The sequence below is a fragment of the Myxococcus sp. AM010 genome, from assembly GCF_013372585.1.
Lineage (GTDB): Bacteria > Myxococcota > Myxococcia > Myxococcales > Myxococcaceae > Myxococcus > Myxococcus vastator.
The window spans coordinates 1-18,581 of the sequence record NZ_JABXEO010000023.1; the positions used below are offsets into that span (position 1 = coordinate 1).

An 18,581-nucleotide genomic window follows, 5' to 3' on the forward strand; every position below is an offset into this window, starting at 1 on the left:
ATGGGGGCGGACTCTAGCCGGTACGCGGCACCCCAGGCACCTACGCCCACCTGTCGGGCGGGCCCGAACCGACCCCATCCCACCTGGGTCCGGAACGTCCCCCAAGGGCTGCTGGCTGTGGTAGTTCCGCCCGCGCCGTCGGGACCCACGCGGTGGGCGGTGTCACAGGGCCAGGGAAGCGCCAGGGTGTTGCATCTGTAGCCCTGCTGGCGCCTGATGGGTGGCAGGCGGGGCGAGCGGCCGTGCGCGGTCCGCGGGCGGTAGGGAAGTGGCGTCCATCGTGTACGCTCGGCCTCCGGAGGGCTTGGGGGCGGCGGGGACCGACGTGGCCACATCCTCCCACCCATGCCCGCCGTTCTGGCCCCAGGGCGTGTTCAGCGGCATGATCGGGATCCGAACCATGAACTCTTTCGCACGCAGCGCGTTTTTGCAGCCTCTCTACCCAGCGCCATGCCGCCGGGGCTGGGGTTCACCGTGAGAGTCGAGATGCAGGCTGATCAGCGGGGACGCGTGCTGGTGGTGGCCGCCAAGGAGGCGGGCGACGCGCTCATGGAGCGGCTCACCTCGAGCGGCTACCAGTGCGCGTCGGCGGAGAAGGAGAGCGGCCTGGCCCAGGTCGCGGACACGTTGCAGCCAGAGGTCGTCCTGCTGGCGGTGACGGCGAAGCGGGCCGCGGAGATGCTGGAGTCGCTGCGCAAGGTGGACCGGCTCCAGCGCCTGCCGGTGCTGGTGGACCTGGGCCGCGCGCGCTCGGCGGAGGCCTTCAAGCGGCTGGCCGTGGACGATTGGATCCGCGGCGCCGACGAGGTGGTGCCCCGTCTGGAGGCCGCGCTGCGCGCGGGCCGGCTGCGCGACCGGGAAGAGCGGATCCGTCTGCGGATGGGGATGCTCCTGGAAATCACCCAGGCGGCCACCAGCTCGCTGGAACTGGAGGAGATTCTCCGCATCGCCGTGGACAAGGTCGGCCGCGTCACCGGGACGGACCGCTGCTCGGTGGTGCTGGTGGAGGGCAGCCATGCCCGCACCGCGAAGGTGGTCGCCACGCAGGAGGACCCGAGCCTCGTCCAGCTGGACATCGAGGTGATGCGCTACCCGGAGCTGCGCCGCGCGCTGGAGACGCGGGAGGCGGTGGTCATCGAGGAGGCGCAGCGCGACCCGCTGATGGCGGAGGTCCGCACCAACATCCTGCCGCTGGGCGTGAAGTCCATCCTGGTCCAGCCCCTCATCTGTCAGGGCGACCTGCTGGGGGCGCTGTTCCTACGCGTATCGCGCGCGGACGCGTCGTTCGGCCGGGACGAGCAGGAGTTCGCCCAGGCGGTGGCCGGCGTGCTGGCCAACTCCATCCGCAACGCGCGCCTTCACACGGCGGTGAAGAAGAAGCGCGAGGACCTGGAGGAGGCCTACGTCCAGCGCTACCAGGAGCTGAGCGAGGCCAACCGCCGGCTCAAGGAGCTCAACCGGCTCAAGGACGAAATCATCGCGGTGTGCAGCCATGACTTGCGCGCGCCGCTCCAGGTGCTCCTGGGGCACGGCCGGCTGTTGCAGGAAGGGCCGCTGGAGCCGCAGCAGCGCCAGTCCTCCGAGGCGATGATCCGCCAGGGCAAGAAGATCCTCGGCCTGGTGGAGTCCCTGCTGGAGAAGGGCAAGGGCGAGGCGGCGCGGCTGTCCATCGAGCCCCGAGTCCTGGACGTGGCGCAGCTGTGCCGCGATGCCGTCAACGAGCTGGAGATTCTCGCCGCGGAGCGGGGTGTGTCCCTGCGCGCCGACTGTCCGGACAGCCTGATGCTCATCGGCGACGAGGTGAAGCTGCACGAGGTGCTGCAGAACCTCATCACCAACGCCATCCACCACGCGCGCCAGGACGGCGAGGTGGTGGTGAGCACCCAGCGGCTGGGGCGTCCGGACGGAGACGCCGCCAAGGTGTGCGTGCAGGACGACGGCGTGGGCATTCCGCCGGACGAGCTGCACCTCGTCTTCGACCGTTACCGCCACGGCGGCAAGGGCACCGGGCTGGGGTTGGCCATCTGCAAGGAGTTCGTGGAGCTGCACGGCGGTGAAATCTGGGCGGAGAGCCCGCCGGACACCGGCTGCATCTTCGTCTTCACGCTGCCGCTGGCGCAGGAAGCGCCGCGCAACCCGCGTCCGCCGCCCGCCGCCGCGCCCTCGCCGCAGGAGCAGCCGCGCGTGCTGGTGGTGGAGGACGAGCCGGAGATCGCCGCGGTGCTGTCGGAGGTGCTGCGCTCCAAGTACCGCGTGGAGGTGGCGCGCGACGGCGCGGAGGGCCTGGCCCGGGCGAAGGCCCAGCGGCCGGACCTGGTGGTCATGGACGTATTCCTCCCCAAGCTGGACGGCCTGGACGCGGCCATGGCGCTCAAGTCCTCGACGGACACCGCGCGCATCCCCGTCATCCTGCTGTCCGCCCACCAGGGCGTGGCGGAGAAGGTCCGCTCGCTGAACCTGGGCGCGGTGGACTACATGAGCAAGCCGTTCAACGCGGTGGAGCTCCTCAACCGCACCGAGCGCGCCCTCAAGCTGCGCCAGGGCGAGCGCGAGCAGCAGGAGAAGGAGAAGGCCAGCGCCCTGCAGCGGCGCACCGGCAGCGACCCCGCAACGGGCCTGCACGACCGGCGCGGGCTGCTGCTGCGGCTGGAGCAGGAAGTGGCGCGCAGCCGGCGCTACCACCGCGCGCTCAGCCTCGCGGTGCTCCGGCCCGACCGGCCGGTGGAGCCCGTGCCGTCCACCATCGCGGACGTCATGCGCAAGCGGGTGCGCCACCCGGACGCCATCTCCCACCTGGGCGGAGGCGTGTTCGCCGTCGTCCTGCCGGAGTGCCAGGCGGAGGCGGCGCGCGCCGTCATCAGCCGCATGTTGCCGGATGTGGAGAAGGCGACAGACACGGAGTACCGGTCGGCGGTGGCGGATGTGAGCCAGGACAGCGACTCGGTGGAGAAGCTGCTGGAGAAACTGGGCGCGCCGGCCCCCGAGGAGACCTGAGGCGACTGCACGCGGGGCGGGCTCACGCTAGACTCAGGCTCGCGTGCGCCCCTCTCGCCTCCTCGTGTCCGCCCTGCTGGCCGTCCTCGTAGCGCCGGGTGTGTCCGCGGCCGCCCCGTCACGGCGGCCGCGCGTGGACCCGGAGGCCATGCGGGAGGCCATCGACGCGGGCGCCGCGGACGAAGGCCGCTACGCCTCGTCCGCCAGCTACACGAACTACCTCCAGTCCCGGCTGAAGCACCATGCCGGGGACCACCGGGGCGCGGTGGACGCGCTGCGGCTGGCCCTGGCCACGGATGACGGCAACCCGCTGCTGCTCACCCGGCTGGGCGAGGCGTACGCCCGGCTGGGCGATTTGACGCGCGCGGAGCGTGAGCTTCGCCGGGCCGTGCTGCGTGCCCCCGCCTACTACCCCGCGCACGTGCTCCTGGGCCGCGTCCTCACGGAGTCGAAGCGGTTCGCCCGGGCCCGGCTGCACCTGCGGCGCGCGGTGTCCCTCAAGCCGCGCGAGCCGGAGGCCTACCTCGTCCTGGCCCAGCTCCACCTGGAGACAGGGGCCACGGACGCGGCGGTGAAGGTGGTGGACGCGCTGGCGCTGGCGCTGCCGGGGGAGGCCTCTGGGTACCAGCGCCTGGGGTTGGCCCTGGCGGAGCGGGGCGACACGGCGCGTGCCGAACGCCTGCTGGTGGAGGCCGCCACCCGGGCCCCAGGCGACGTGGAGGTGCTGACGGCGCTGGCTCAGCTGTACGTGGACACCGGCCGGCCCGTGCAGGCGGAGGAGTCCCTGGCTCGGGCGCTGGAGCGGGAACCGGACAGCCGCGAGGTGCTGCTGGGCGCCGGGCGCGCGGCGCTGAAGGCGGGCTCCGCCGTCCGGGCGCGGGCGTACTTCGACCGGCTGTTGTCGCTCTCCTCCGAGCCGGAGATGCCGGTGCGGGTGGCCTTCAGCTACCTGGCCGCGCGCGAGCCCGGGGCGGCCGCGGAGGTGCTGGAGGCGGCGCGCAGAGGGGACCATGCGGACCCTCGGCTGGCCTACTACGCGGGGCTCGTCCATGAGCGGATGCGCCGCTTCGCCGACGCGGCGGAGGCCTTCGCCGGTGTTCCCTCGGAGTCGGATGTCCATGCCGACGCGCGCCTGCGCCGTGCCCGCAGCCTTTCGCTGCTGGGGGAGCACTCCCGGGCGCTCACGCTCTACCGGACGGCGATGCGGGTGTCACCGGAGGACGTGGAGGTCCGGATGCAGTTCGCCCGGGCGCTGGAGCGCGGCGGCACGCCGCACCGCGCGGAGCTGCTCCTGCGCGAGGCCCTGGCCGCCAGTCCCTCCGCGGCGCTGTATGACGCCCTGGCCGCCACGCTCCACCGGCAGGGCCGAGGCGACGAGGCGTTGACGCTGCTGCGCGAGGCGGTGGCGCGCGCTCCCCGGGACGCGGACCTGCTGTACGTGCTGGGCGCTGCCCACGAGCGGCAAGGCGACGTGACGGGCGCGCTGGCCCGCATGCGGGCGGTGCTGGCCGTGTCCCCGGACCACACCGCCGCGCTGAACTTCCTGGGCTACCTGCTGGCGCAGGCGGGGCAGCACCTGGACGAGGCCGAGCGGCGCGTGCGGCGCGCCCTGGAGCTGCGGCCGGACACCGGGGCCTACCTGGATTCACTGGGCTGGGTGTACTTCCGGCGAGGAGACTACGCCCGGGCCGTGGACGCGCTGGAGCGGGCCTCCACGCTGGCTCCGGACGAGCCCGTCATCCTCGAACACCTGGGAGACGCCTACCAGCGGGTGGCGAGGACGGACGATGCCGCGGCGGCCTGGCGCCGCGCCCTGGAAGTGCTGACGCTGGACCCCGAGTCCGCCGAGCCCCCCGGTCAGCGCGCCGCGTTGGAGCGCAAGCTCAAGGCGCTACCCACGCGTGCGCCAGACCGCTAAGTTGGTGCGCCTATGGCGCGTAGCGACGAGGGCTTTTTTCCCGGCAGGGATGGGACACGGCTGTACTGGAAGTCCATCCTTCCTGATGCCGAGCCCCGCGCGCATGTCGCGGTGGTGCATGGGTATGGCGACCACTTTGGCCGCTATGGCTTCGTGACGGACGCGCTGCTGGCGGACGGCTTCGCGGTGCACGGCTTCGACTACCGGGGCCATGGCAAGGCCGACGGGCGCCGGGCCTACTGCGAGAAGTGGCCGGACTACCTGGAGGACCTGGAGGTCTTCTGGGCGCGGGTGCGCGCGGTGTCGGAGGGCAAGAAGGCCTTCATGCTGGCGCACAGCCACGGCGGCCTGATGTCGGCGACGTGGGCCTCCAGCCGGCCTGTGGAGGGTTTGACGGGGCTGGTGCTGTCGGCGCCGTACCTCAAGCTGGCCATCACCCCTCCGGCCTCGAAGCTGATGGCCGCGCGCGCGGTGGGCAAGCTGGTGCCGTGGCTGAGCATCTCCTCCGGGCTCAAGGTGGAGGACCTCACCCATGACACCGACGTGCAGCAGGCCACCCGGGAGGACCCGCTCCACCAGGCCATCGCCACGCCGCGGTGGTTCGTCGAGTCCACGCGGGCACAGGGCGAGGCCGTGCTGCTGGCGCCGAAGATTCAAGTGCCGCTGTTCGTCCTGTGTGGCGCGGAGGATGGGGTGGCCGCTCCGGCGGCGGCGCGGGAGTACTTCGAGCGGGCGGGGTCGCCCGACAAGAAGTTCAAGGAGTACCCCGGAATGCGGCATGAGCCGCTCAACGAGGTGGGCCGTGCGGAGGTGTTCCGGGATATCTCCGGCTGGATCTCCGCGCATCTCTGACATAATCAGGTCGCCCGGCTCCTAGGGAGGAGCTGGCGCTGGGTGAGGTCACCGCATGGCAACGGGTGAAACGGGCATCATCGGCAAGGGCATCGTCATCAAGGGCAACCTCACGGGAGGTGGGGACCTGGTGATCGAGGGACGCGTGGAGGGGCAGATTGCCCTGAAGAACCACCTCACCATCGAGAGCACCGGCAAGGTGCAGGCGGACATCCGCGCCGAGGAGTTGACCATCAACGGCGAGGCCAGCGGCAACATCGACGCCTCGTCGCGCGTGGCCATCAACGCCTCGGCCAAGGTGGCCGGCGACATCAAGGCGCCTCGCGTCGTCATCGAGGACGGGGCCGTGTTCAACGGCTCCATCGAGATGGACGTTCGGCTTCCTGACGACATTTGAGCTTCACGCCGCGCGCGCCGCGGCACACACCTTTCGAGAGGCGGACAACACTCATGGCGAATACGGTCATTGGCTCGAGCATCGTCATCGACGGGGAGATCTCCGGCGACGAGGACCTGGTCATCCAGGGCACCGTGAAGGGGAAGATTTCCCTCAAGGAAAGCCTCTACGTGGAGGGCAGCGGCGTCGTCGAGGCGGACATCGAGACGCAGAACGTGGAGATCGCCGGCCGCGTCACGGGCAACATCGTCGCCAGCGACAAGGTGGAGCTGAAGACGGACTGCCGCGTGGTGGGCGACATCAAGGCGCCCCGAATCCTCATCGCCGACGGTGCCTCCTTCAAGGGCAACGTCGACATGGACATGAAGGAGCGCTGATTCGTGGCCACCGCGAAGGAGCTCTCAGCGAGCAACAACGTCGACAACACCGTGGTGGGGCCTTCCATCCTCATCAGCGGCCGGTTGACGGGCGACGAGGACCTCACGGTCCGAGGGCGCGTCGAGGGTGAGCTGACGCTCAGCCGCACCCTCATCGTGGAGCCCTCGGGGGTGGTGAAGGCGAACGTGGCGGTGAGGAACGCCATCGTCAGCGGCGTGGTGGTGGGCAACATCAACGCCACCGAGAGCGTGGAGCTCACCCGCGAAGGCCGCATGGTGGGCGACATCCGCGCCCCGCGCGTCATCATCGTGGACGGAGCCAGCTTCCGCGGCCGCGTGGACATGGGGGATGTGGAGCCGGGACGTCTGCCGGCCGAGCGCCCCGCGGTGGTCCGCCCCACGGCGGTGAGCCGTCCCTCGGTGACGCCCGCGCGTCCGACGATTCCCGCCGCGCGGCCCACGCCTCCGCCGCCGCCGTCGCGGCCCACGCCTCCTCCGCCGCCCGCGCGCCCCTCGGCGCCTGCCGCGACGACGCGCCCCTCGGCGCCCATCACCCGTCCGGGGTTGGGTGGCCTGGGAAGCAAGCCGCTGCCGCCGCCTCCGCCGACCCGCGTGGAGCGGGCGGAGTCGCAGGCTGAGCAAGCGGGCTCTGCCGAGCCGCCGACGCCAGTCCTGGTGGGTGCTGGCGCGAAGAAGAAGGTCGTGGTGAAGAAGAAGACCCGCTAGCGCGCACCGCCCGCGCCGTCAGTCGTTGGCGGTGCGGGCGCGTGGGCTTATCAGGGGTGCCACCATGGACGCCGAGCACAGGGTTGATGGACAGGATGGGACGGCGGGTGCTGGGCCCGAAGGCGGCTCACAGGCGTCGTCCGGGCAGGACGGCGGCCAGGGTGGTGCCGTGAGCACCGAGCCGCACGCTTCGGGGAGCTCCCCGGAGCAGGGCGAGCACAAGCGCGAGGACGCGTCACCGGAGTCCGGTGGCGAGCACCGCGCCGAGGGCTCGCCGCCAGCCGAAGGTTCCGAGCAGCGGGCCGCCGAGGGCGCGCCGTCGGAACAGGGCGCTGAGCAGCTCGCCGAGGGCACGCCGCCCGTCGAAGGTTCGGAGCACCGAGCCGCCGAGAGCACGCCACCCGCCGAAGGGCTGGAGCCTCGCGCCGAGGGTACGCCACCGGAACAGGGCGCTGAGCCGCGCGCCGAGGGCGCGCCTTCGGAACAGGGCGAGCCCCAGAACGCCGGCTCGGCGCAGGGGCAGGGCGGTGAGCCTCCCGTTGACGGAACGCCTTCATCGCAGGATTCGTCCCCGGCCACTGGCGACACGCAGGGCGAAGGCGCGCGGCCGCACGATGCGGGTAGCGGAGCGCCGGGCTCCGCGGACGCCTCCGTGAGCGAGGCGTCGAAGGACCCGACAGGTTCGCAGGAAGGTGGACTTCAGGCCGAGGGCACCCCGTCCCACGGTCAGGGGGCTCCACATGCCAAGGATGCGTCTCATGCGCAGGGCGAGCACCAGGCCGTGAGTGAGTCCCACGGGCAGGACGGAAGCGAATCAGGAGGCGGGTCCGCCGCCAACGCGGAGGCGCGCGCCGAGCAGGCCCTCTCCGACAGCGAGTCCCGCGCCACGCCCGGGCTGGACGAGCGCCCCCAAGGCGCGTTCTGGACGGGTGATGCCGACGGAGACAAGGCCAGCGACTCCGGCGAGGAGTCTCAGGAGGACGTCCTCGCCGAGCCCGAGCAGCGGCTCTCAGGCCGGGTGACGACGGTGCTCCTGTCGCTGGAGAAGCTGCAGGACGAAAGCGCGTTCAAGCTCCGCCCGGAAGGAGACGTGTCGGGGCTGGCCACGGACATCGCGCGGCTGGGGCAGCTGTTCCCGGTGGATGTCCGCCCGGCGGGGGAGGACCGCTACCAGCTCGTCTGCGGCTTCCGTCGCGTCGCCGCGCTGCGCTTCCTCAAGCGGGACGCGGTGCAGGCGCGGATCCACCTGCGGCTCTCGGACGAGGACGCGCTGGTGATGTCACTGGCGGAGGCGATTCACGCCACGCCGGTGGGCCCGGAAGTCCTTGAGGCGAAGCGCGACGAGCTCGAGGCGCAGGGGCGCTTGAGCGCGGCCGTCCGCGACATGCTGGAGAAGGCGCTCGCCACCGAGGACACGCTGGCGCCGGAGAGCGTGGAGGAGGAGATTGACGCCGACGAGCTGGCGCAGGAAGTGGCGCAGCGGCTCGGGGCCATCAATCAGGACCTCTCGCTGCTGGCGGACGTGTTCGCCGCGCTGGATGAGTCGCGCAAGGCGGAGCTCCTGATGCAGCTCCGCTACTCGTCCGAGCTGGTCACCTATCTGGAGGGGCTGTAGGCCATGGTGGAACCGCTCGTGCGCGACCGCGCCCGGCTGTTGGAGCTGCTCACCGAACGCTCCTTCGAGCAGCGCCGCGTGGTGCTCTCGTCCGGCAAGGAGTCGGACTTCTACATCGACTGCAAGCGCACGGCGCTGCTGGCCGAGGGCCACTTCCTCATTGGCCGGCTGTTCCTGGAGGCCATCCGGCGCGAGGCCCCCGAGGCCGTGGGCGTGGGCGGGCTGACGCTGGGCGCCGATCCGCTGGCGTCCGCGGTGAGCCTCACGGGCTACCTGTCCGGCACGCCGCTGGCGGCCTTCATCGTGCGCAAGGAGCCCAAGGGCCACGGCACGGGCCAGTGGATTGAGGGCCTGAGCGGGCTGGGGCAGGGCGCGGCGGTGGCCATCGTGGAGGACGTCGTCACGACGGGCGCATCCACGCTCAAGGCCATCGAGCGGGCCCAACTGGAAGGCCTGAAGGTGCTGGGGGCCTTCGCGCTGGTGGACCGGTTGGAAGGGGGACGTGAAGCCGTGGAGGCCTCGGGCCACCGGCTCCACACGCTCTTCACCCGCAAGGACTTCATTCCGTGAGGCGTCCGTTCCTCACCGCGGCGCTGCTGGGGCTGCTCGCGGGCTGTGTCACCACGCCGCCCACCGCCATCAGTGATCCGCCGCCGTCGCTGCCGGACGAGCACGCGGAGCACTCCTACCGGAAGATTCTCGCGCGCTACACGGGGCAGCAGGAAATCTACGACGGCTTCGACACGCGCGTGTTCGCGGGCGTGACGCTGCAGACGCAGTCCTTCCGCGAGGCGCGCGTGCATCGTCAGGCCGCCTTCCAGCAACTGCCCACGGTGAAGGTGGAGCAGATGCTCGCCGAGGAGCGGGCGAAGGCCGCGCAGGTCCATGAGTTCTTCCTGGGCGTGCACTTCAACGACTTCGTCTACGCCGACTTCGACTACAAGCACTCCATCTGGCGCCTGGCGCTGGTGACGCCCGCTGGCGAGGTGACGCCCTCGCGCATCCGCCGGCTGGGCCGGGTCAACATGCAGACGCGGGCGTACTACCCGTACACGTCGATTTTCTGGGTGGGGTGGGAGATTCAGTTCCCCACGCAGATGTCCGACGGGAGCCCCGTCATTCCGCCCGGCACGCAGACGGTGACGTTCCGCATGGCCTCGTCGTTGGGCAAGGCGGACATGCAGGTGAGCGCGCAGTAGCGCGGCTCACGTCTGGCTGGGGCGCTTCAGCCACTTCTCCGCGGGCGGCATCGTCGGGCCCGCCAGCAGCCGGTCCATCAGGGCGGTGGGCGAAGCGCTCACGGCGAAGGGCACGGCCTGCTCCACGGGGACGAAGCCTTCCTCCGCGTGGTGCCGCGCCATGGCCAGCAGGGGCTGGAAGAAGCCGCGCGTGTCCAGCAGGCCCATGGGCTTGCGATGCAGGCCCAACTGGGCCCAGGTCACGATTTCGAAGAGCTCATCGAGCGTTCCAAAGCCCCCGGGCAGCGCGATGAAGGCGTCCGAGCGCTCCGCCATCAGCGCCTTGCGCTCGTGCATGGAGCCAACGGAGTGCAGCTCCGTGAGGCCCCGGTGGGCCAGCTCCTTGGCGCCGAGGAAGCCGGGCAGCACGCCCACCACCTTGCCTCCTGCGGCCAGCGCGCCGTCCGCCACCGCGCCCATGAGGCCCACGCTGGCGCCGCCGTAGACGAGCGTCAGGCCTCGTCGCGCCAGCTCGGCGCCCATGCGGGTGGCGGCGTCCAGGTACTCCGGACGCGCGCCGGGCCGGGAGCCGCAGAACACACAGACACTTCGCACTTCCATGTCAAAAGCCTCCACGTCGCTCGGGGTGGGCCGCGTAGAGCGCCACCACCACCGAGAGAAAAAGAAGGATGGGCAGGGCGCGCGCGTAGACTTGCCGCCCCATGCGCAGGGCCAGCCCGCAGGGCAGTCCGAAGAGGAAGCCGCCCAGGTGCCCCGCCCAGCTCACGAAGGGGAGCAGGCTGAGGACGGCCACCTGCGCCAGCCAGATGAACAAGTCCCGGCGGCCCTCTCGCGTGGCGACGGGCAGCATGGCCCCCGCCCAGCCCAGAATCATTCCGGACGCGCCCACCGTGGGCACGTCGAAGTCGAAGATGAGCGAGAAGGTGGACGCCCCCAGCGCCGTCACGAGCGACAGGCCGAGGAAGCGCAGGCTGCCGATGCCCCGCTCCAGCGTGAAGCCAAGCGTCACCACCACCGACATGTTGAACAGGAGGTGGAGGGGACTGCCGTGCTCCAGCACCGCGCCCAGCAGCCGCCAGTACTGGCCCGCCTGCACGAAGGGGCCGTACAGGCCCAGGGGCGGAATCTGCATCCGCCCGAGCTCGCTCCGGACCACCTGGGAGATGGGCAGCACCTGCTCCGCCACGAAGAGCGACACCGCGCAAGCGATGAGGGCGTAGCACACCCAGGGCCGCGGCTGCGGTGGGCCTGGCACCGGTGGGCCAGGGGGCCGCGCGCCGGGGCCTTCACCGCCCGAGGCGGGGGAGGGTGCATCGAGAATGCGTCGTGGACGGGAGGACATGCGGGCTCACGGCTCCCTGGACACGACGGTGTCTCGCAGCCAGCGGTGGTCGTCCGGGCGCGGGTAGTCCAGCGTGTAGTGGAGGCCGCGGCTCTCCTTGCGGCGGCTGGCGCAGTCGACGATGAGGTAGGCGACGTCGGCGATGTTCCGCAGCTCGATGACGTCGCGAGTCACCTTGAAGCGCCAGTAGTAGTCGCGAATCTCCTCGCGCAGCAGCTCCAGCCGGCGCCGCGCGCGCATCAGCCGCTTGTCCGTGCGGACGATGCCGACGTAGTTCCACATCAGCCGGCGAATCTCGTCCCAGTTGTGGGTGACGACGACGCTCTCATCCGACTCCACCGCGCTGCCCGAATCCCAGGGCGGCGGGTCCTCGGTGGGAGCGGGCTGCGCGCGCACTTCGTCCGCGGCCACCTGCACGGCGCGGTGGCCGAAGACGAGCCCCTCCAGCAGCGAGTTGGACGCGAGCCGGTTGGCGCCGTGCAGGCCCGTACAGGTGACTTCACCGATGGCGTACAGGCCGGGCACGTTGGTGCGTCCCTCCAGGTCCGTCACCACGCCGCCGCACATGTAGTGGGCCGCTGGGACGACGGGGATGGGCTGCACCGCCATGTCGATGTTGAAGGCCTTGCAGGTGGCGTAGATGTTGGGGAAGCGCTCGGCGAGGAAGGCGCGCCCCAGGTGCGTCATGTCCAGGTAGACGCAGTCGTCGCCCGTGCGCTTCATCTCCGCGTCGATGGCGCGCGCCACCACGTCACGCGGCGCGAGCGCGCCCATGGGGTGGTAGCGCTCCATGAAGGACGCGCCGCTCTTGAGCTTCAGCTTGCCGCCCTCGCCGCGCAGCGCCTCGCTGATGAGGAAGCTCTTGGCCTCCGGGTGGTACAGGCAGGTGGGGTGGAACTGGTAGAACTCCATGTTCGCCACCTTCGCCCCCGCCCGGTACGCCATGGCCACGCCGTCACCGGTGGCCACGTCCGGGTTGGACGTGTACAGGTACACCTTCCCGGCGCCGCCGGTGGCCAGCACCGTCACCTTGGCCAGGAAGCGCTCGATGACGCCGTCCTCCAGCAGGGCGTAGACGCCCAGACACCGACTGACCCCAGGGGAGGGGCCGCGCCGCTCCTGGATGAAGTCGATGGCGGCCGTCTGCGGGAAGAAGGTGATGTTGGGGACTTCGTCACACGCGGCGAGCAGCGCGCGCTGCACCTCGCGGCCGGTGATGTCGCCCGAATGGATGATGCGGCGCGCGGAGTGGCCGCCCTCGCGGGTGAGGTCGAACTCGCCGGTGATGCGGCGGTTGAACTCCGCGCCCAGGTCCGCCAGCTCCCGCACCCGGCTGGGGCCTTCCTTCACCGTGACTTCCACCGCGTCCTGGTGGCACAGCCCCGCGCCCGCCACCAGCGTGTCCTCGATGTGGGCCTCGAAGGTGTCGGACGGCGCGAGCACGCTGGCGATGCCGCCCTGGGCATAGGCGGTGTTGCTTTCGGAACGCTCACGCTTGGTGAGGACGGCCACCGTGCCATGGCGGGCCGCCTGGAGGGCGAACGACAGGCCCGCCACGCCGCCTCCCAGGACGAGGAAATCGAACCGATGGGGCATGGTGAGCAGCCTTAACGACTGTAAGTGCTGGAAACAAGGCGTTTTCTTGAGGACTTTCCCGCGGGTGTCTAAGGTTCGTGGGCCGATATGCGTGCCTATTCCGCGTTCCTCTCCTTCGCCGTGCTGGCCCTGCCCTTGTCGGCGGGGGCGGATGCCATCTACCGGTACGTCGAGAAGGACGGCACCATCATCTATACGAACGTGCAGCCCACGGGCAGCAAGCGGGCCAAGACGCTGAAGGGTACGTTCACCAAGGCCCCCGCGAAGAACACGCCGGTGGTGGGCCGCAAGCGGACCCCGCCGGAGTTGGATCCGCACATCACCGCCGCGGCGCTGCGCTACCGCATCCCGCCGGCGCTCGTGCGCGCCATCATGCACACCGAGAGCAACTTCAACCCCAACGCGCTCAGCCACAAGGGCGCCAGCGGGCTGATGCAGCTCATGCCGGCCACGGCGACGGACATGTACGTGAAGGACATCTTCAACGAGCGCGACAACATCGAGGGCGGCGTGCGCTACCTGCGCGTGCTCGCCAACATGTTCGACGGCGACATGGTGAAGATGGTTGCGGCGTACAACGCTGGCCCCGAAGCGGTGAAACGCTACGGTGGCAAGGTGCCCCCCTATCAGGAGACGCAGGGGTACGTGCGCAAGGTGCTCAAGCTCTACTACCACTACAAGGAGCGCGAGGCGGCCGTCTCGAGCGGTCCCCGCGAGCCCACATCCCAGAATGACGACGCGCGCGAAGGGGCGGGGGGAGACGAGCCCCGCTGATGATGAGTTCCTCCAGCAGCTCTCCCGCGGTGGCGAGTTGTTGGCCGCAGGCCGGGTCCACGAGGCTCAGCCGTTCCTGGAGCGTGCCCACGAGCTCCAGCCCCGCATGGAGAAGGCGCAGAACCTGCTGGGCCTCTGCTACTTCAAGCTCGGCCTGTACGACAGGGCGGCCGAGCTGTACGAGATGCTGGTGCGCGACAACCCGGTGGACCCGACGCTGCGGGTCAACCTGGGCCTCGTGCACCTGAAGACGTCCGCGCTCCAGCGCGCGGCGCGCGAGTTCGAGACGGCCACCGACCTGGCCCCCGAGCACCAGAAGGCCCAGAACTACCTGGGCCTCACGCTGGCGCAGATGGGCGAATACGGCCGCGCCCGAGAGCACTTCCTGCTCGCCGGCAGTGACGTCATGGCGGAGAAGATGTCGCGCGCCATCGCGGGGGAGAGCTACGCGAAGCCGGCCGCCGCCGCCGCCACGCCGCCGCCCCGGAGCACACCAGTGGAGCCTCGCGCCGCCGAGCCGGCGCCGCCCGCGCCGTCATCGCCGCCAGCCGCCGCCGAGCCGGAGGACGAGGAGATTCGCTTCGCCGAGGACGAAGGCCCCAGCGCGCTCTCCGGCGCAGCGGTGGCCGAGGCGCCGGAGGCAGCGGCTGACAGTGGCGCGGCGCGGGAGCCGCCGCCCGAGTCGGCCTTCGATGAGACCTCCGAGCCGGTGGCGACGAGCGTGCCGCTGACGCCGGTGCCCCTGACGCGGCTGCAGCTGCGCAAGGTGCCCGCGACGTCGCTGGCGCCCGCGACCCCGGCGCCGGAGTCCTCCCCCGCGCGGGAGGGCGCGCGGTCGTCGCTGGCCGAGCTCGCCGGCTCGGTCGTCCTTCCTGGCGCGGAGGCGTCGCGGCCCTTCTGCGCGGGGCCGGGCTGCTACACCGTGGCGGTGGAGGGGGAGCTCCTGACGCGCCTGGAGGGTCTGGTGGCGCTGGCGGGGCAGCTCTCCTTCCAGCCGGAGATGAAGCGCTTCCGGGGCCGGGCCACGGACAAGGCGTTCGGGGAAGGGGCGGCGCGGATGGTGCGTGCCCGGGGGCAGGGCGTGCTCTACCTGGAGCCGGCCGCGACCCGTACCTTCCTGGCGGTGGACCTGGGCGAGGACTCCGCGTACTTCCGCGACGAGTGCGTGTTCGCCTTCGAGGAGCCGGTCATGTTCGAGAACGGCCGGGTTCCGTCGGACATCGCGCCGGACCTGGACCTGGTGCACCTGCGAGGGCAGGGTCAGGTGCTCTTGAGTCTCCCGGGGCCGCTGCGTGCGGTGGCGGTGTGTCAGGAGCAGCCGGTGACGGTGCCGCTGACGCACCTGGTGGGCTGGCAGGGGAACCTCACGCCGCGCATGGTGCCCGTGCTCAAGTCCCCCTCCGGAGAGCCGCTTCGAGCGGCGGTAGAGCTGGGCGGTGAAGGTTTTGCCCTCATCGCCCTCGGTGTCCGCTAGAAGGGCCCCTGCCATGGCCACGGACCGAGCGGCACGGAAACAGCGGAAGCGAGAGGAGCGCGCCCGGAAGCGCGCGGCTCGCAAGCCCAGCGTGTTGGTGCAGGAGTTCTGGAACCTGCCCAACATGCTCACGTTGGGGCGCATCCTCATCATTCCGCTCTTCGTGTGGCTGACCTACGACGCGGACCCCCTCAACTCGCTGCTGGCGGGGCTCCTCTTCGCGGTGGCCGCCATCACCGACGTGGTGGACGGCTACCTGGCGCGGAAGTGGAACCTCATCACCGTGGTCGGCAAGTTCATGGATCCGCTGGCCGACAAGCTCATCGCCATGGCGGCCCTGGTGATGATGGTGCGGCTGGGGCGCATCGCCGCGTGGGTCGTCATCGTCCTGCTGGCGCGGGAGCTCATCGTCAGCGGGCTGCGCACCATCGCCGCCAGCGAGGGCATGGTCATTGCCGCGGGCCAGGAGGGGAAGTGGAAGACGTCCCTCCAACTGGTGGGCATCATCTCGCTCTGCGTCCACTACGTGCATCCCCTGGAGTTCGGCAGCTTCTCCGTGCCGGTGGACTACAACCTGGTGGGCCAGGTGCTCGTCTACCTGTCGGGGGCCTTCTCGGTGTGGAGCGCGGTGGTCTATTTCCGGGCATTCCTGGCCATGCTGGCGAAGCGTGGGGGGGAGCCTGACGCCGCGAAAAGTGTTTGACGGGTCCGGAAGGGCTCTGTATACCCCACCTCACTTTCGGCCCGGCGGTCACACGGCGGTGACGAAAGCGCGGCACCTGATGCGGGAATAGCTCAGCGGTAGAGCATCGCCTTGCCAAGGCGAGGGTCGAGGGTTCAAATCCCTTTTCCCGCTCCAAAATCGGGCCCTCTGGGAAGCCAGAGGGCCTTTTAGTTTGCAGGGTCTGACGCGGGAATAGCTCAGCGGTAGAGCATCGCCTTGCCAAGGCGAGGGTCGAGGGTTCAAATCCCTTTTCCCGCTCCAAATTGAGGCCCTCTGGGAAACCAGGGGGCCTTTTGTTTTTCCGGTGCCCTGGTGGCTCAGGCGCTGGAGCCAGGGCCGGACATTCGCTCGGTGGGTGGCTTGCTCTTCATGTGAGCAGCCGTCCCAGGGCGCCAGCGGGGTAGGGCCGGGGGCGCCGGGCGTCCTCGCAACGGCAAGTGTCCCTGCTATAGAAGGCCCTCTCATGATTCGGCTCGTCCGTGAATTGTATCAGTACCGGGGCTTGCTCTTCAGCCTCGTCCAGCGGGAACTGAAGGCGCGCTATCGCGGCTCGTTCCTCGGCTTCCTGTGGACGTTCCTGAATCCGACGCTCCACATGCTGGTGTACGTGCTGCTGTTCACCGTGGTGATGCGGCAGAACATCCCGAACTTCCCGTTCTTCATGTTCGTGGGGTTGTTGCCGTGGATCTGGTTCTCCACGTCGGTCGGCGGCGGGGCCAGCGCCATCAGTGACCGGCGGGACTTGCTGACCAAGGTCCGCTTCCCGGCCCAGGTGCTGCCCACGTCGGTGGTGGTGACGAACCTCTGCAACTTCGTCTTGTCGCTTCCGCTGATGGTGGGGCTGGGCATGGCCTACGGACAGTGGCCGACCTGGCACGTGGTGTTGTTCCCGGTGGTGGTGCTCATCCAGCTCACCTTCACCCTGGCGCTGACCTTCATCCTGGCCGCCATCAACGTGACGTTCCGGGACCTGCAGCACATCGTCAGCAACCTGCTGACGCTGTGGTTCTTCGCCACGCCCGTGCTGTATCCGCTCTCCACCATCCAGGATGAGGGCGCCCGCTCGTTGATGCGGGCGCTCAATCCCATGGTCAGTCTGATGACGTCGTACCAGGCCATCTTCTACGAGCACCGGCTGCCGGACGCAGGGCCGTTGATGGCGCTGGCGGCCATCTCCGTGGTGCTGCTGTGGGGCGCCTCGTCCATCTTCGAAGCCCGCCGCGAAGAGTTCGCGGAGTCCATCTGAGCGTCGGTATGACTGAATCCATGGACGCCATCATCCTGAAGGACGTCGTGAAGAGCTTCCGGAAGCGGACCATCCGGGGCGAGTACACGACCTTCAAGTCCGAGCTGCTTCGCTGGTTGCGCGGCAAGCGCCAGTCGCGTGATGCGAGCCTCATCACCGCGCTGCGCGGCATCAACCTCACCATTCCCAAGGGGAAGACGGTGGGCATCATCGGGCGGAACGGCTCGGGGAAGAGCACGCTGCTCAAGCTCATCACCGGCATCTACACGCCCACCGCTGGCGACCTGCAAATCAACGGTCGCATCTCCGCCTTGCTGGACCTGGGCGCCGGTTTCCATCCGGACTTCTCTGGCCGGGAGAACATCCTCATCAACGGCATCATCCTGGGCATGACGCGCGCCGAGGTCCGGGCCCGGATGGATGAAATCATCGCCTTCAGCGAGCTGGGCGAGTTCATCGACGAGCCGGTGCGCACCTACTCCAGCGGCATGTACATGCGCCTGGCGTTCGCGGTGGCCACGCACGTGGACCCGGACATCCTCATCATCGACGAAATCCTCGCCGTGGGCGACGAGCACTTCAGCAAGAAGAGCCTGGCGAAGATGATGGACTTCAAGCGGCAGGGGAAGACCATCGTCCTGGTGACGCATGAGCTGGGCACCGTGGAGCGTTGGTGTGACCTGGCTGCGTGGATTGATGGCGGCTATGTCCGCCGCGTGGGCAAGCCCTCGGAGGTCACCGCCGAGTACCGTGAGGCCATCTCCCTGGCGGAGGCGCAGTCCGCCGCGTTCACGCCTCCGGCGCTCACGGAGGGCGGCGGTGCGCTGCCACAGGTACCGGTCGCGACGCTTCCCTCCGAAGGACCTGTCCGTATCCACCGGGTGCGGTTGTTGGACGCTCGGGGCGAGTCCCTGGAAGTCCTGTCTCCGGAGCAGGGACTGGAGGTCCGTGCGGATTTCTCCGTGGAAGGGCCGTGCGAGGACGAGGACGTGGACTTCCACGTGCGGCTGCAGGCCGCGGACGGACGTACCCTGTATGAGACGAGCACCCGCCGGGAGGCGGTGGTGCTCTCTCGGATGCCGACCCAGGGGGTGCTTCGCTTCGTGGTCGAGCGCCTGGGTGCGCTGGGGGGCGACTACTCGCTGGTGGTGTCGGCTCGGTCCTCGAAGGGTGAGTCGTCCGGGCGCTGTGCGTTCCGGGTGGTTTCGACGACCGAGGACGAAGGGGTGTTTCGTCCTCCTCACCGGTGGTTGGTGGAGCCGGGGACCGAGTCCCAGGCGGGCGTCCCGTTCGAGCCAGGCACGTCTCCGCGTGTGGAGGTGGGATGAGGGTTCAGGAGCGCGCCGG

Annotated in this window: 17 protein-coding genes and 2 tRNA genes; 16 read left to right on the forward strand and 3 right to left on the reverse strand. The window is 70.1% G+C overall.

Annotated elements, in window-relative coordinates:
• Positions 1-486: 486 nt before the first annotated feature.
• From HV826_RS13865 to HV826_RS13905, 9 genes are all read left to right on the forward strand, one after another.
• Positions 487-2,994, forward strand: a complete 2,508-nt coding sequence (locus HV826_RS13865) for an ATP-binding protein (RefSeq protein WP_176417492.1) — start codon at positions 487-489, stop codon at positions 2,992-2,994.
• A 43-nt stretch (positions 2,995-3,037) separates the two neighbouring features.
• Positions 3,038-4,912, forward strand: coding sequence for a tetratricopeptide repeat protein (locus HV826_RS13870; RefSeq protein WP_176417493.1), 1,875 nt, complete (start codon positions 3,038-3,040; stop codon positions 4,910-4,912).
• A 12-nt stretch (positions 4,913-4,924) separates the two neighbouring features.
• The gene (locus HV826_RS13875; RefSeq protein ID WP_176417494.1) at positions 4,925-5,764 is read left to right on the forward strand and encodes an alpha/beta hydrolase; all 840 of its coding nucleotides are present in this window, start codon (positions 4,925-4,927) and stop codon (positions 5,762-5,764) included.
• Between the two features lie 55 nt (positions 5,765-5,819).
• A complete protein-coding gene (gene bacN / locus HV826_RS13880; RefSeq protein WP_002636699.1) occupies positions 5,820-6,161 on the forward strand; it encodes a bactofilin BacN in 342 nt (113 codons plus the stop codon).
• The gene (bacO, locus tag HV826_RS13885; protein WP_176408989.1) at positions 6,158-6,538 is read left to right on the forward strand and encodes a bactofilin BacO; all 381 of its coding nucleotides are present in this window, start codon (positions 6,158-6,160) and stop codon (positions 6,536-6,538) included. Before bacN ends, bacO begins: the two co-directional genes overlap by 4 nt.
• 3 nt (positions 6,539-6,541) lie before the next feature.
• Positions 6,542-7,264 carry a bactofilin BacP gene (gene bacP / locus HV826_RS13890; protein WP_176417495.1) on the forward strand — a complete coding sequence of 241 codons (723 nt, stop codon included), beginning with the start codon at positions 6,542-6,544 and terminating at the stop codon, positions 7,262-7,264.
• Between the two features lie 64 nt (positions 7,265-7,328).
• Positions 7,329-8,879 carry a ParB N-terminal domain-containing protein gene (locus HV826_RS13895; protein ID WP_176417496.1) on the forward strand — a complete coding sequence of 517 codons (1,551 nt, stop codon included), beginning with the start codon at positions 7,329-7,331 and terminating at the stop codon, positions 8,877-8,879.
• Positions 8,880-8,882: 3 nt separating this feature from the next.
• Positions 8,883-9,449: an orotate phosphoribosyltransferase gene (gene pyrE / locus HV826_RS13900; RefSeq protein WP_163783725.1), complete on the forward strand. Its 567-nt coding sequence runs from the start codon at positions 8,883-8,885 to the stop codon at positions 9,447-9,449.
• Positions 9,446-10,078, forward strand: coding sequence for a hypothetical protein (locus HV826_RS13905; protein ID WP_176417497.1), 633 nt, complete (start codon positions 9,446-9,448; stop codon positions 10,076-10,078). The genes pyrE and HV826_RS13905 overlap by 4 nt, the downstream gene beginning before the upstream one ends.
• A 6-nt stretch (positions 10,079-10,084) precedes the next feature.
• On the opposite strand, the gene HV826_RS13910 is transcribed toward HV826_RS13905, so the two are convergent.
• From HV826_RS13910 to nadB, 3 genes are all read right to left on the reverse strand, one after another.
• Positions 10,085-10,678, reverse strand: coding sequence for a TIGR00730 family Rossman fold protein (locus HV826_RS13910; protein WP_176417498.1), 594 nt, complete (start codon positions 10,676-10,678; stop codon positions 10,085-10,087).
• A gap of 1 nt (position 10,679) precedes the next feature.
• Positions 10,680-11,333: a rhomboid family intramembrane serine protease gene (locus HV826_RS13915; RefSeq protein WP_176417499.1), complete on the reverse strand. Its 654-nt coding sequence runs from the start codon at positions 11,331-11,333 to the stop codon at positions 10,680-10,682.
• A 93-nt stretch (positions 11,334-11,426) separates the two neighbouring features.
• Complete coding sequence (gene nadB / locus HV826_RS13920; RefSeq protein ID WP_176417500.1) at positions 11,427-13,016, reverse strand: L-aspartate oxidase; 1,590 nt, start codon at positions 13,014-13,016, stop codon at positions 11,427-11,429.
• A gap of 87 nt (positions 13,017-13,103) precedes the next feature.
• Here nadB and HV826_RS13925 point away from each other — a divergent pair, with 87 nt between their 5' ends.
• From HV826_RS13925 to HV826_RS13955, 7 genes are all read left to right on the forward strand, one after another.
• Positions 13,104-13,790, forward strand: coding sequence for a lytic transglycosylase domain-containing protein (locus tag HV826_RS13925; protein ID WP_176417501.1), 687 nt, complete (start codon positions 13,104-13,106; stop codon positions 13,788-13,790).
• Complete coding sequence (locus HV826_RS13930; RefSeq protein ID WP_176417502.1) at positions 13,747-15,264, forward strand: tetratricopeptide repeat protein; 1,518 nt, start codon at positions 13,747-13,749, stop codon at positions 15,262-15,264. The genes HV826_RS13925 and HV826_RS13930 overlap by 44 nt, the downstream gene beginning before the upstream one ends.
• Positions 15,265-15,277: 13 nt before the next feature.
• Positions 15,278-15,967, forward strand: a complete 690-nt coding sequence (gene pgsA / locus HV826_RS13935; protein WP_176408997.1) for a CDP-diacylglycerol--glycerol-3-phosphate 3-phosphatidyltransferase — start codon at positions 15,278-15,280, stop codon at positions 15,965-15,967.
• 81 nt (positions 15,968-16,048) lie between these two features.
• Positions 16,049-16,123: transfer RNA gene (locus HV826_RS13940), tRNA-Gly, on the forward strand.
• Positions 16,124-16,174: 51 nt separating this feature from the next.
• Positions 16,175-16,249 (forward strand) — tRNA-Gly (locus HV826_RS13945).
• 202 nt (positions 16,250-16,451) lie between these two features.
• Positions 16,452-17,234 (forward strand): ABC transporter permease, encoded by a 783-nt coding sequence (locus tag HV826_RS13950; RefSeq protein WP_176417503.1) that lies wholly within the window; start codon positions 16,452-16,454, stop codon positions 17,232-17,234.
• A gap of 8 nt (positions 17,235-17,242) precedes the next feature.
• The gene (locus tag HV826_RS13955) at positions 17,243-18,562 is read left to right on the forward strand and encodes an ABC transporter ATP-binding protein (RefSeq protein WP_176417504.1); all 1,320 of its coding nucleotides are present in this window, start codon (positions 17,243-17,245) and stop codon (positions 18,560-18,562) included.
• The last annotated feature ends 19 nt before the right edge of the window (positions 18,563-18,581 follow it).